Raw genomic sequence first — 13,125 nt, 5'->3', positions numbered from 1 at the left:
CATGAAGCGGATGACCTTCTTTCTTCCGATCGCCATCATCGTCATCGCGGCGCTGATGTCGTCGATCTTCATCGTAGACGAGCGCGAAAAGGCGCTGGTCCTTCAGTTCGGCCAGATCAAGCGGGTCAAGGAGGAGCCGGGCCTCGCCTTCAAGATTCCGCTGATCCAGGAGGTCGTGACCTATGACGACCGGATTCTGGCGCTCGACACCGACACGATCGAGGTTACGCCGTCTGACGACCGGCGCCTTGTGGTCGATGCCTTCGCGCGCTACCGGATCTCGGATGTGGTGCGGTTCCGTCAGGCGGTCGGCGTCGGCGGGCTTCCGGCGGCCGAAACGCGCCTCAGTTCGATCCTGAACGCGCAGATTCGCGAGGTTCTGGGTGCCGATCAGGTGACATCGGACACCATCCTTTCCGAAGACCGGCGCGTCCTGATGAACCGCATCCGCGACCAGTCGCGGGCTCAGGCGCGGGCACTCGGGCTCGATGTGGTCGACGTGCGGCTGAAGCAGACCAACCTGCCGCAGCAGAACCTGAACGCCACCTTCGAGCGGATGCGCGCCGAGCGCGAACGCGAGGCCGCCGATGAGATCGCGCGCGGCAACGAGGCGGCGCAGCGGGTGCGCGCGCAGGCTGACAGGACGGTGGTCGAACTGGTTTCGCAGGCCAACAGAGAGGCCGAGATCGTGCGCGGCGAGGCCGATGCCGAACGCAACGGAATCTATGCCGAGGCCTTTGGTGCCGACGAGGATTTCTTCGAGTTCTACCGCTCGCTTTCGGCCTATGAATCCTCGCTCAAGGGCGAGAATTCGTCGATGGTCATCGCGCCCGACAGCGAGTTCTTCGATTTCTTCGCCGGGTCCGACGGCCGCGGCCGCACGGCGGAGTGATGTCGGCCCTCCTGCTCGGCCTCGGGCTGGTATTCGTTCTGGAGGGGCTGGTGCTTGCGCTGGCCCCTTCGCGTATCGACGAGATATTGCAGGCGCTGGCCGCCATGCCGGTGGAAACCCGCCGGCTGCTCGGGTTGCTGGCGATTACCCTGGGCGGGCTGCTTCTTTGGCTTGCGAACTTCCTGTCGGCCTGAGACACTTTCCCCAGATGCGAAGGGGCTGCGGGCCGTTCCCCGGCCATCGCCGAAGCGTCACAGAGACGTGACGCCGCGCGATGGCCCTTTGAGTTGCCACGCCGACCCCCAAATCCAACATTGCGGCCGAGTGCTCGCGCTCGCGCATTCAGGAACAACCAACGACCCGCGCGATGCGGGTAACGGACATGAAGGAATATCGAGTGACCTCCAACATCATCCCCGTGCCCCGGCCGCGAGCCGGGATGATCCCGTCGCGGCTGGTGCCGGGTTTCCTGCTCGGTCTGGCTTTGCTCATCGCCCAGGCCGTGGGCGCGCATGCCCGCGCCGCGCCCGAGAGCTTCGCCGATCTTGCCGACAAGGTGAGCCCGGCGGTGGTGAATATCACCACATCGACCACCGTCGCCTCGATCGGATTCGGCGATGGTGGCCCGATCGTTCCCGAAGGCTCGCCCTTCGAGGATTTCTTCCGCGACTTCATGGAGCGCAACGGGCCGGGCGGCGACCAGCGGCGCCCGCAGCGGTCGTCGGCGCTCGGGTCCGGCTTCGTGATCTCCGAAGACGGCTTCATTGTCACCAACAACCACGTCATCGAACAGGCCGACGAGATCTCGATCGAGTTCATGGACGGCAGGGAACTGCCGGCCGAGGTTGTCGGCACCGATCCGAATACCGATCTCGCGCTGCTCAAGGTCGAGGCCGAGGCACCGCTGCCGTTCGTCTCGTGGGGCGATTCGGACAAGTCCCGCGTCGGCGACTGGGTGCTGGCGGTGGGCAACCCGCTCGGGCAGGGCTTTTCGGTCTCCGCCGGCATCGTTTCGGCGCGGGGCAGGGCGCTTTCGGGCTCATACGACGATTTCATCCAGACCGACGCCGCGATCAACCGGGGCAATTCGGGCGGACCGCTCTTCAACATGGATGGTGCGGTGATCGGGGTGAACACCGCGATTCTCAGCCCCAACGGCGGCTCGATCGGCATCGGCTTCGCCATGTCGAGCCGGGTGGCCGAGAACGTCATCCACCAGCTCAAGGAATTCGGCGAGACCCGTCGCGGCTGGCTGGGCGTACGCATTCAGGACGTGACCGACGACGTTGCCGAGGCGATCGGGCTCGATAACGCGCGCGGCGCGCTGGTGACCGACGTTCCCGACGGCCCGGCGGAAGAGGCCGGGATGAAGGCGGGCGACGTGATCACCTCGTTCGACGGCGTCGAGGTGGGCGACACCCGCGAGCTTGTTCAGCAGGTCGGCAATACCGACGTGGGCAAGGCGGTGCGCGTCATCGTCTACCGCGACGGCAAGACCGAGACGCTGATGGTCACCCTTGGCCGTCGCGAGACCGCCGAGGGTGCGGTGCCCGCCGCCGCGAGCGAGGATGCGGGTGAAGCGCAGGATGCGGATGTTCTCGGCATGACGGTTACCGCGCTGACGCCGCAGATCGTCGAGGAGATGGGTCTCGATCCCGACGAGGCCGGGCTTCTGGTCAAGGCGGTCGACGAATCGTCCGAAGCTTACGAAAAGGGGCTGCGCGAGGGTGATATCATCACCCAGGCCGGGCAGGTTGCGGTGGCGTCGGTCGACGAGTTCGAGGCGCGCGTCGCCGATGCCAGGGAAGGCGGCCGCAAGTCGATCCTGCTGCTTATCCGCCGCGGCGGCGAGCCGCGCTTCGTGGCACTGACCCTCGAGTAGCGCCTGCCGCGACAAAGCGCCGAAGGGGCGTCCGGAGGGGCGCCCTTTTTCATATCCGCCGTTGCCGCTAGGCTTCGGGTTGCGGCCGCACCGGAAAGGAGTCTCCGCGATGAAAACCGTGAGCTTTCCCGATGGTGCGCGTGTGCCCGCGCTTGGCCTCGGCACCTGGCACGTCGGCGACAGCCGCAGTCGCCAGGCCGAGGAAATCCGCGCGTTGCGCCGGGGGCTGGATCTGGGCATGACGCTGATCGACACCGCCGAAATGTATGGCGACGGTGCCGCCGAGGAACTTGTCGGCGAGGCGATCGCCGGGCGGCGCGACGAGGTTTTCCTCGTCTCGAAGGTTTACCCGCACAATGCCTCGCTGCGGGGCGTGCAGGAGGCCTGCGAGCGCTCGCTCGGGCGGCTCGGCACTGACCGGCTCGATCTCTACCTGCTGCACTGGCGCGGCGGCGTTCCGCTGTCGGAAACGGTGGCGGGGTTCGAGCGGCTGGTCGCGTCGGGCAAGATTGCACGCTGGGGCGTTTCCAACTTCGACGCAGCCGATCTGGAAGAGCTTTCGGCCATCCCCGGCGGCGATGCCGTCGCGACCGATCAGGTGCTCTATAACCCGATGCGCCGGGGCATCGAATGGAACCTGCTGCCGCAGGCGCGCGCACGCGGGGTACCGGTCATGGCCTATTCGCCGATGGAACAGGGACGGTTGTTGCGCAACCGGGACATCGCGGCACTTGCGCACGAGGCCGGGATCTCCCCGGTGCAACTCGCGCTGGCCTGGCTGCTGGACCAGGATGGCGTGATCGCCATTCCCAAGGCCGGGCAGGTGTCTCATGTCGACGAGATTGCGGCCGCGGCAGATGTTGTCCTGAGCGACGGGATCCGCGCGCGGCTCGACGCTCTTTTCCCGCCGCCGACAGGGCCCGCGCCGCTCGACATGCTCTGAGGCGACGGACTTCGGTGTTGTTTCGCGTCTTGGCGCCTTGCTTGATCGGGGTTAAGGGCTCAGTGCTGCCACGCGAAGGCGAATCGGGTCGTTCGTCAATATGCCGGTATGACGGCCCGGTTGACGATCGCCCGATCAGCGGGAAATGTGGGACACCCGAACAATGGGAGCGCCCGATGTTCCTGCCTTTTTTCCAGTCCCTGCGCGCGGGTGGCGTGCCGGTTTCGCTGCGCGAGTTTCTTTCCTTCCTCGAAGGGGTGAGCGCGGGGCTGGTCACCTATGACATCGACGGCTTCTACTATCTCGCCCGTACCGCCATGGTGAAGGACGAACGCCACCTCGACCGGTTCGACCGCGCTTTCGCCGCTGCCTTCAAGGGGCTGGAAACGATTTCTGCCGAACAGGTCCTTCAGGCGATCGACCTGCCGGCCGACTGGCTGCGCAGGATGGCCGAGAAACACCTGACGCCCGAGGAGATGGCCGAGATCGAGGCGCTCGGCGGTTTCGACAGGCTGATGGAGACGCTGAAACAACGGCTGGAGGAGCAGAAGGGCCGCCATCAGGGTGGCAGCAAGTGGATCGGAACCGCCGGAACCTCGCCTTTCGGCGCCTATGGCTACAATCCCGAGGGGGTGCGCATCGGACAGGACGAAAGCCGCCACCGGCGCGCGGCCAAGGTGTGGGACAGGCGCGAGTTCCGCAACCTCGACGATACGGTCGAACTTGGCACCCGCAACATCAAGGTGGCGCTGAAACGGCTGCGCCAGTGGGCGCGGCATGGCGCGCACGAGGAACTGGACCTCGACAGCACGATCCGTGCCACCGCCGATCACGGCTATCTCGACCTGAAGATGCGCCCCGAGCGGCGCAACGCGGTCAAGGTGCTGCTGTTTCTCGACGTGGGCGGCTCGATGGATCCGTTCGTCAGGGTGGTGGAAGAACTGTTTTCGGCCGCCCGATCCGAGTTCAGGCATCTTGAGCACTATTACTTTCACAACTGTCTTTACGAAGGCGTCTGGCGCGACAATGCCCGCCGCTGGAGCGAACAGACCCCGACATGGGAGGTGCTGAATACCTATGGGCCCGATTACAGGTGCATCTTTGTCGGCGACGCCTCGATGAGCCCCTACGAGATCGTGCACAAGGGCGGCGCCAACGAACACTGGAACGACGAATCGGGCGAGACCTGGCTGCGCCGCGCCCTCGGCCAGTGGACCGATGCGCTGTGGATCAACCCGAGCCCCGAACGCCACTGGCGCCATACCCAGTCGATCAGGATGATCGGCGAGATTTTCGAGGGGCGCATGGTCCCGATGACGCTGGAGGGGATCGACCGTGGCATGCGAATACTACGCTGAGCTTGCGGATTATTTCGGTTAGCGCTATCGACGGCTATTCCGCTCCGAGGCGCCCCATGCCCGTGCTTCCCGGCATCCTTCTTTACCTTTGCGCGACGCTGCTCGGCACCACGATGTCGGCGGTGGTGCACGAGGTTTCGGCAACCGTGCCGCTGGGACAGATCATCTTCTGGCGTTCGGGCGCGGCATTGTTGCCGATCCTCGCCTATATGGCGATCCGGCGGGAATTGCCCGCAGCGCTGAGCACCGCCCATCCGGGCAAGCACCTGACCCGCAGCCTGTTCGGCGTGATCTCGATGGCGCTGTCGTTCCTGTCGCTGCGCTACCTGAACGTGGCCAATGCGCAGGCGCTCGGTTATCTGGCGCCGATCATCGTTCTGCCGATGGCGGCACTGATCGCCCGCGAACGCATCGGCCCGATGGTGATCGGCGCCACGGCGCTGGGGTTCGCCGGGGTGCTGGCGATGATATGGGAATCGCTGCGATTGCCCTGCAACGGTGCTCTGGCCGGCATTCTTGCCGGACTTGGCTTCGCCTTCACCATGGCCTTCGTCCGCGTTCATGTGAAGACGATGACGGCGACCGAACGCCCCGCGACCATCGCCTTCTATTTTGCCGTGACCGGAACGCTGGTGGGCCTTGCCAGCCGGCCGTTCGGCTGGGTCAGCCCCGACCCGCAAACGCTGATGCTGCTGACCGGGGCGGGGCTTCTCGGCGGTCTGACACATATCGCGGCGACCGAGGCCGTGGCGCGCGTGCCCGTCTCGGTGCTGGCGCCCTTCGATTATACCGGGCTGGTCTGGGCGCTGCTGTTCGACATATTGATCTTCGCCACGCCGCCCGGACCGCTGGGGCTGGCCGGTGCGTTTGCCATTACCGGCGCGGTGTTGTGGGTCAGCCTCGCGCAGCGGCGCGCCGTGGCAACGGCACCGCGATAGGCGTGGCAGCGCTTGCCCGGCGCGCGATTGCACCCCATATCTTGCCCATGATCAAGTTTCTGCCCCTGCTGATGATGCTTGCCTACGGGCTGGTGATGTACCAGTTTTCCGTCTGGCGCACGGCGCGCGAGCTTGATGCCCGCTCCAGCGAGCTGGCCGATGCACGGCTCCGGCGGCTGACCGATCGCATGGCGCAGGCGCTGGACCTGGAGCGGATCAGGGTTCACATCTACGAGGTCGCGCCGATCAACGGCCTGGCCGCGCCGGACGGACGGATCTTCATCACCCGCGGTTTTTACGACCGTTATCTGGCCGGCGAGGTTTCGGCCGAGGAGTTGGCCGGCGTGATCGCGCACGAACTGGGCCATGTGGCGCTTGGCCATTCACGACGACGGATGATCGACTTCTCCGGCCAGAACGCGATCCGCATGACACTGGCGACAGTGCTGAACCGGTTTCTGCACGGCCTCGGCGCAATGATCGCCTCGGGTCTGACCGCGCTGCTGGCCGCGCGCCTGAGCCGGCAGGACGAATACGAGGCCGATTCCTATGCCTCGGCGCTGCTGGTCAAGTCCGGCATCGGCACCGGGCCGCAGAAAAGCCTGTTCCGCAAGCTGGAGCATCTGAGCGGCGGCCCTGGTGCGGGAACGCCGGCATGGCTGCTCAGCCACCCCGGCACCGACCAGCGCATCGCTGCCATCGAGGCGCGCGAGGCGCGCTGGAACACGACGCCCCGGATCGAAGGATAATCCGTCAGGCGGTCAGCGCCCTGGCCAGCCGCGGCAGGCGCGCCTTCTTCAGCAGCCGGCGCAGGTCGTGCGGCGCGTTGTCGAGCCGCTCGGCTTCGGCCAGAACCGCAGCGGCAACGGAGGCGACCGGGCCGGGCTGCTCCTGCCACAGGCCGGTCAGGAAACCGTCGGGATCGGCGCGGTTCAGCCCCTCCTCGGCCAGCGTATGACGCGGAAAATCCCTGGCGTTCAGGGTCAGGATCAGATCGGCCGATCCGGCGATGGCGGCGCCCAGAACGTGAATGTCGTTCGGATCGGGCAGCCACAGCCGCTTCAGGTCGCTTTCGCGTGGGGTAACGCAGGCCTGTGGCCAGCGGGCCCGGGCCAGCGCGATCTCACCGCGCGCCTGAAGCTCCTGCGCCGAACCGTGGCGGGCGGCGGCGCGGGCCCATTCCCCAAGGACTCGTTCCGACCACAGCGGAACAAACAGCCCCGCGCCGGCGACGCCGAGCACCATCTCGCGCATGACGGTCGGGTAAAGCACGCAGGCGTCGATCATCACACGCATCAGTCGAGCCTGAAGAACAGTGCCTTGAGGTAGCCGCTTTCGGCCAGTTGCGGCAGCATCGGGTGATCCGGCCCGGCAAAGCCGGTGTGCAGGATCTGCGCGCGCCGCCCGCCCCGCCCGATGCCGCGCGCCGAGGCATTGCGGAACCGCGTCAGATCAACGGCGTGCGAGCAAGAACACAGTGCCAGATAGCCACCCGGCACCACAAGCGGCGCAGCCAGCTTCGCCACCCGCTCATAGGCGCGCAGGCCGGCGTCGAGCGCATTGCGCGACGGGGCGAATGCGGGCGGATCGCAGACCACCAGATCGAATGCCGCCCCTTCGGCCACCAGCGCCTCCATCACTGCAAAGGCATCGCCCTTGCGGGTGGCAAAACGATCCGCCACGCCCGAGGCACGCGCCCCGGCTTCCGCCAGTTCCAGCGCGGCGGCCGAACCGTCGACCGCCAGCGCGCTGGCTGCCCCGCCGGCCAGCGCCGCCAGCCCGAAGCCGCCCACATGCGAAAACACGTCGAGCACCCGGGCAGCCGGCGCCATCCGGGCGGCAAAGGCATGGTTCGGGCGCTGATCGTAGAACAGGCCCGTCTTCTGGCCGCCAAGCAGGTCGGCCATGTAGACCGCACCGTTCATCGGCACCGCGACCGGACCGTCAAGCACGCCGCAGGCCAGCCGCGTTTCCTCACGCAGGCCCTCCAGCGCCCGCGCCCGTCCGGTACCGTTGACGACAATCGCCGAAACTCCGGCAACCTCGCGCAGGGCGCCGACCAGATCGTCCGCCATCCGGTCGGCCCAGGCGGCATTGGGCTGGATCACCGCCGCATCGCCGAAGCGGTCGACGATCACACCGGGCAGCCCGTCGGCCTCGGCATGGACCAGACGGTAGAACGGCCCGTCGAACAGCCGTTCGCGCCGCGCCAGCGCATGCGCGATGCGGGTGGCGATCCAGCCCCGGTCGATTGCGGTATCCGGTCTCCGGTCGAGCACACGGGCGATGATCTTCGAGTTCGGGTTGACCGCAACGACGGCAAGCGGCCGCCGCTCGGTATCCTCAAGAAGCGCGACGGCGCCGGGGGCGAGCGCCCGGGTCCGGCGATCGGTCACCAGTTCGTTGGCATAGACCCACGGGAAGCCATGCCTGATGGCGCGGGCATCGCCCCTGGGCATCAGGCGGATAACGGGGAGATCGGGCATGTTCGCTGTCATGCGCAGCACCTAGCGAAACCCCGCGCCGGGATAAAGCCCCGGCGCAGGCTGGCGTCGCTTTCGCTTCGCCATGGCTTTTGCCATATTTTCGTGAAATGCTGCGCGGACGGGCGAAAACGGCGCACCATTGCACTGGAATTGACCAGTTAGCGCTAACCTGCTAGGCCGCGACAAACGCGAAGGAACGAGTCCCATGCCGCTCAACCCCACGGTCGCCGAAGTCACCACACGCATCACCGAACGCAGCCGGGAAAGCCGTGGCGCCTATCTCGATCGCATGCGCCGTGCCGCCGGGGACGGGCCGGCGCGCGCGCATCTGACCTGCGGCAACCAGGCACATGCCTATGCCGCGATGGGTGCAGACAAGGCCGAGCTTGCCGCCGGACGCGCACCCAACCTCGGGATCGTCAGCGCCTATAACGACATGCTGTCGGCGCATCAGCCGTTCGAACGTTTCCCCGATCTGATCCGCAAGGCCGCACACGAGGCGGGTGCCACCGCCCAGGTCGCCGGCGGCGTTCCGGCGATGTGCGACGGGGTCACGCAGGGCCAGCCGGGCATGGAACTGAGCCTGTTTTCCCGCGATGTGATCGCGCTGGCAACCAGCGTTGCGCTGTCGCACAACACCTTCGATGCGGCGGTCTATCTCGGTGTCTGCGACAAGATCGTGCCCGGGCTGATCATGGCGGCGGCGGCGTTCTCGCATGTTCCGGCCGTCTTCCTGCCTGCCGGCCCGATGACCAGCGGCCTGCCAAACGATGAAAAGGCAAAGGTGCGCCAGCAATTCGCCACCGGCGAGGTCGGGCGCGACAAGCTGATGGAGGCCGAGATGGCCTCCTATCACGGGCCGGGTACCTGCACATTCTATGGTACGGCCAACACCAATCAGATGTTGATGGAGTTCATGGGCCTGCATCTGCCCGGCGCCAGTTTCGTCAACCCCAACACGCCGCTGCGCGACGCGCTGACCGCCGCCGGGGCAAAGCGTGCGCTGGCGATCACCGCGCTTGGCAACGATTACCGCCCGGTGGGCGAGGTGCTGGACGAACGCGCCTTCGTCAACGGGATCGTCGGGCTGATGGCGACCGGCGGTTCGACCAACCTCGTGCTGCATCTGCCGGCCATGGCACGCGCCGCCGGTGTCCAGCTTGCGCTGGAGGATTTCGAGGCGCTTTCCGAGGTCACGCCGCTTCTGGCCAAGGTCTATCCCAACGGACTGGCCGACGTGACTCACTTCCACGCCGCGGGCGGGCTCGGGTTCATGATCGGCGAGTTGCTGAACGCGGGCCTGCTGCACCCCGACACCCGCACCGTGGCAGGCGACGGGCTGGAGCTTTACACCCGCGAGCCGAAACTGAAGGATGGCGAACTGATCTGGCAGGACGGTGCCGGCGAAAGCCTGAACGAGAAAGTCCTGCGCCCGGCAAGCACCCCGTTTCAGGCGACCGGCGGGTTGAAGCAATTGTCCGGATCGCTGGGCACCGGGGTGATGAAGGTATCGGCCGTCGCGCCGGAGCGTCGCATCATCGAGGCCCGCGCCCGCGTCTTTCACGATCAGGAATCGGTCAAGGTGGCGTTCCGCGCCGGCGAGTTTACCCGGGATACGGTGGTGGTCGTCCGTTTTCAGGGGCCGGGCGCCAACGGAATGCCCGAGCTTCACAGCCTGACGCCGACACTTGCGGTGTTGCAGGACCGTGGCCTGAAGGTCGCGCTGGTCACCGACGGGCGCATGTCGGGGGCCAGCGGCAAGGTGCCGGCGGCGATCCACGTCTGCCCCGAGGCGGCCTCGGGCGGCCCCATCGCCCGCGTATGCGACGGTGATCTGATCCGTGTCGACGCCGTTGCCGGCACGCTTGACGTGCTCGAGGATGGCTTTGCCGACCGGCCGGTCGCCGAAGCCGATCTTTCGGGCAACGCCCATGGGCTCGGCCGCGAGCTGTTCGCCACCTTCCGCCGCAACGCCGGCCCGGCCACCACCGGTGCCTGCGCGATACTCTGACCGCTTGCAAACCGGCGGAGGGCTTGGGAAAACGGCGCCAGGACCGGGCAATCCGCTGGGACAGGAGAAAGCCGATGATCACCCCGCAGCACGCAAGCCACGAAACCGAACAGATCTGCACGCTGGCGCCGGTGATTCCGGTTCTGGTGATCGACGACGCCGATCTGGCGCGGCCGCTGGCCGAGGCGCTGGTCGCTGGCGGCCTGCCGGTGCTGGAGGTGACATTGCGCACCCCGGCCGCGCTCGACGCGATCGCGCGCATGGCGCAGGTCAAGGGTGGGATCGTGGGCGCCGGAACGCTTCTGACCCCCGCCGACGTTCAGGCCGCCAGGGATGCCGGCGCGTTGTTCGGTGTATCCCCCGGCGCCACCGACCGGCTTCTCGACGCCTGCGAAGAGGCCGATCTGCCGATGCTGCCCGGCGCCGCCACCGCCAGCGAGGCGATGCGCCTGCTCGAACGCGGCTACACGGTACAGAAGTTCTTTCCCGCCGAAGCCTCGGGCGGGGTGGCCGCGCTCAAGGGGATCGGCGCGCCGATCCCGCAGGTCCGCTTCTGCCCGACCGGCGGCGTAAGCGCGGCGAACGCCGCCCAGTATCTGGCGCTTTCGAACACGCTGTGCGTCGGCGGAAGCTGGGTCGCGCCCAAGGGCCTGCTCGATGCGCGCGACTGGGCGGGAATCGAGGCGCTGGCACGCGAGGCGGCGCGGCTTTCGGCCTGATACCGGCGGCCTCCAGAACCGACCGTTTGCAACGTCGGCAATGCGGGACGAAGCTGCCTTTCGCGTGAGATGCAAGCCGCGCCGGCGCATGGCCGTGGCCGGGCGCTCCGACGGCTGAACGTGGCGCTTTATGCAGCCACGTCTGCGCGCAATACGAGCGCTGCGCTTGTGTTACCAAAGCGCCTGGCCGCGGGAACGGCCATGCGCCGGCGCGGCGGCCTTCGGCCTTGTTCCGCGCCCGGGTGCCTTGCTCATTCGCGTCACAATGGGCTTAATACCGTCTTTCGCCGCGTCTGTCCGAACGAGTGGCGTCTGGCCACCAGTCGAGGATCGATGCAAGCCCGCTAGCGCAGACGAGCAGTTCCGGAACCGCAGACCAATTGACCGGAATAGAATCAGGCGCGGATTTCACCGGATTGCGGCAGTCGCCGCACCGCTTCCGCGAACACCGGCCCGAAAGCGACCGCAGCCGTCGCATTCGGGCCGGACGGCGCTGACGGTTTGTCGCGACGCTGGATCAGCCAGAGGAGTTGCCAGATGCACCAGTATTCCCGCGACCGCCGCAAGATCGATCCTTCCCGGGGGGCTACCCTGGCCGACGGTACCCCAAACGACAACGACCGCATCGAGATCGGCCCCACCCTGCTGGCGCTGCGCGAATGGGAGGAGGCGGGGCTGGCGCTTCCGAATCTTCCCGCGATGCGCGAGTTCAGATGGAAGCGGCTGACGCGCCACATCGTCGAGCGCGACTACGGCGGATTGCTGATGTTCGATCCGCTCAACATCCGCTATGCGACCGACACCACCAACATGCAGCTCTGGAACGCGCATAATCCGTTCCGCGCCTGCCTGCTCTGCGCCGATGGCTACATGGTGCTGTGGGACTACAAGAATTCGCCCTTTCTGGCCGATCATGCGCCGCTGGTGCGCGAGGTGCGCTCGGGCGCGTTGATGTTCTATTTCTCGGTCGGCGACCGGGGGCCGGAAGCGGCGCACGACTTTGCCGGTCAGGTGGCCGAGGTCATGGCCGCTCACGCGGGCAGCAACCGGCGGCTCGCCATCGACAAGATCATGGTGCACGGACTGCGCGCCTTCGAGGCCCGCGACTTCGAGGTGATGGAAGGCGAGGAGGTCACCGAAAAGGCCCGTTCGGTCAAGGGCGCGGACGAGATTCTTGCCATGCGCTGTTCGATCAACGCCTGCGAGGCGTCGATGGCGGCGATGCAGGCCGCCGCCCGGCCGGGCATGAGCGAAGACGAGATCTGGGCGGTGCTGCACGCCGAGAACATCCGGCGCGGCGGCGAATGGATCGAAACCCGGCTGCTGGCGACCGGCCCGCGCACCAACCCGTGGTTTCAGGAGTGCGGACCGCGCATATTGCAGGAAGACGAGATCCTCGCCTTCGACACCGACCTGATCGGACCCTACGGTATCTGCACCGACATCTCGCGTACCTGGTGGATAGGCGCGGGCAGACCGCGGCAGGACATGGTGGCGGCGATGCGCCATGCGCACGAGCACATAGCCGAAAACATGGCGATGCTGCGCCCCGGCGTGACCATCGGGGAACTGGTACATGGCGGCCACCAACTTGCACCCGAATACTGGAAGCAGAAATATTCCTGCAAGTATCACGGTGTCGGGCTTTGCGACGAATGGCCCCATGTCGATTACCCCGACACCTATCACGACGGCGCGTGGGATTACGCGCTGGAACCCGGCATGGTGCTCTGCGTCGAGGCACTGGTCGGCGAGGAAGGCGGCGATTTCTCGATCAAGCTGGAGGACCAGGTTCTGATCACCGACAGCGGTTTCGAGAACCTGACACACTATCCTTTCGATGCGCGGCTGATGGGGCGCGGCGGCTGAACCTCGGGGGATAGGCACCGCCGCACC

Annotated in this window: 12 protein-coding genes; 10 read left to right on the top strand and 2 right to left on the bottom strand. The window is 66.8% G+C overall.

Features of this window, described 5'->3' with window-relative positions; genetic code table 11:
* Position 1: 1 nt before the first annotated feature.
* The 7 genes from hflC to ACK5IR_RS12330 all read left to right on the top strand — a co-directional run bounded on the left by hflC (position 2) and on the right by ACK5IR_RS12330 (position 6,762).
* Complete coding sequence (gene hflC, locus ACK5IR_RS12360) at positions 2 to 892, top strand: protease modulator HflC (RefSeq protein ID WP_416929327.1); 891 nt, start codon at positions 2 to 4, stop codon at positions 890 to 892.
* The gene (locus ACK5IR_RS12355; protein WP_416929325.1) at positions 892 to 1,086 is read left to right on the top strand and encodes a DUF2065 family protein; all 195 of its coding nucleotides are present in this window, start codon (positions 892 to 894) and stop codon (positions 1,084 to 1,086) included. Before hflC ends, ACK5IR_RS12355 begins: the two co-directional genes overlap by 1 nt.
* Positions 1,087 to 1,331: 245 nt before the next feature.
* Entirely contained in the window at positions 1,332 to 2,774 is a 1,443-nt protein-coding gene (locus tag ACK5IR_RS12350) for a DegQ family serine endoprotease (RefSeq protein WP_416929383.1), read from the top strand.
* Positions 2,775 to 2,883: 109 nt separating this feature from the next.
* Positions 2,884 to 3,717 (top strand): aldo/keto reductase, encoded by an 834-nt coding sequence (locus tag ACK5IR_RS12345; protein WP_416929323.1) that lies wholly within the window; start codon positions 2,884 to 2,886, stop codon positions 3,715 to 3,717.
* Positions 3,718 to 3,893: 176 nt separating this feature from the next.
* A complete protein-coding gene (locus ACK5IR_RS12340; RefSeq protein ID WP_416929321.1) occupies positions 3,894 to 5,075 on the top strand; it encodes a vWA domain-containing protein in 1,182 nt (393 codons plus the stop codon).
* Between the two features lie 56 nt (positions 5,076 to 5,131).
* Positions 5,132 to 6,013: a DMT family transporter gene (locus ACK5IR_RS12335; protein WP_416929320.1), complete on the top strand. Its 882-nt coding sequence runs from the start codon at positions 5,132 to 5,134 to the stop codon at positions 6,011 to 6,013.
* Positions 6,014 to 6,060: 47 nt separating this feature from the next.
* Entirely contained in the window at positions 6,061 to 6,762 is a 702-nt protein-coding gene (locus ACK5IR_RS12330; RefSeq protein WP_416929318.1) for a M48 family metallopeptidase, read from the top strand.
* 4 nt (positions 6,763 to 6,766) lie between these two features.
* Here ACK5IR_RS12330 and ACK5IR_RS12325 read toward each other — a convergent pair whose 3' ends face one another.
* The gene (locus ACK5IR_RS12325; RefSeq protein WP_416929316.1) at positions 6,767 to 7,309 is read right to left on the bottom strand and encodes an RSP_2648 family PIN domain-containing protein; all 543 of its coding nucleotides are present in this window, start codon (positions 7,307 to 7,309) and stop codon (positions 6,767 to 6,769) included.
* Positions 7,309 to 8,499: an RSP_2647 family RNA methyltransferase gene (locus ACK5IR_RS12320; RefSeq protein ID WP_416929314.1), complete on the bottom strand. Its 1,191-nt coding sequence runs from the start codon at positions 8,497 to 8,499 to the stop codon at positions 7,309 to 7,311. The genes ACK5IR_RS12325 and ACK5IR_RS12320 overlap by 1 nt, the downstream gene beginning before the upstream one ends.
* 205 nt (positions 8,500 to 8,704) lie before the next feature.
* Between ACK5IR_RS12320 and edd the strand changes: the two genes are divergently transcribed.
* The 3 genes from edd to dddP all read left to right on the top strand — a co-directional run bounded on the left by edd (position 8,705) and on the right by dddP (position 13,098).
* A complete protein-coding gene (gene edd / locus ACK5IR_RS12315; RefSeq protein ID WP_416929312.1) occupies positions 8,705 to 10,510 on the top strand; it encodes a phosphogluconate dehydratase in 1,806 nt (601 codons plus the stop codon).
* A gap of 77 nt (positions 10,511 to 10,587) precedes the next feature.
* Complete coding sequence (gene eda / locus ACK5IR_RS12310) at positions 10,588 to 11,229, top strand: bifunctional 4-hydroxy-2-oxoglutarate aldolase/2-dehydro-3-deoxy-phosphogluconate aldolase (protein WP_416929381.1); 642 nt, start codon at positions 10,588 to 10,590, stop codon at positions 11,227 to 11,229.
* A 537-nt stretch (positions 11,230 to 11,766) separates the two neighbouring features.
* On the top strand, positions 11,767 to 13,098 hold the full coding sequence (dddP, locus tag ACK5IR_RS12305) for a dimethylsulfonioproprionate lyase DddP (RefSeq protein WP_416929310.1): 1,332 nt from the start codon (positions 11,767 to 11,769) through the stop codon (positions 13,096 to 13,098).
* Positions 13,099 to 13,125 lie beyond the last annotated feature (27 nt).

The sequence above is a fragment of the Tropicimonas sp. genome (genome assembly GCF_047971885.1).
Lineage (GTDB): Bacteria > Pseudomonadota > Alphaproteobacteria > Rhodobacterales > Rhodobacteraceae > Tropicimonas.
Note: the sequence above shows the minus strand (reverse complement) of the source record. Positions and strands in the feature narration are given on the sequence as shown.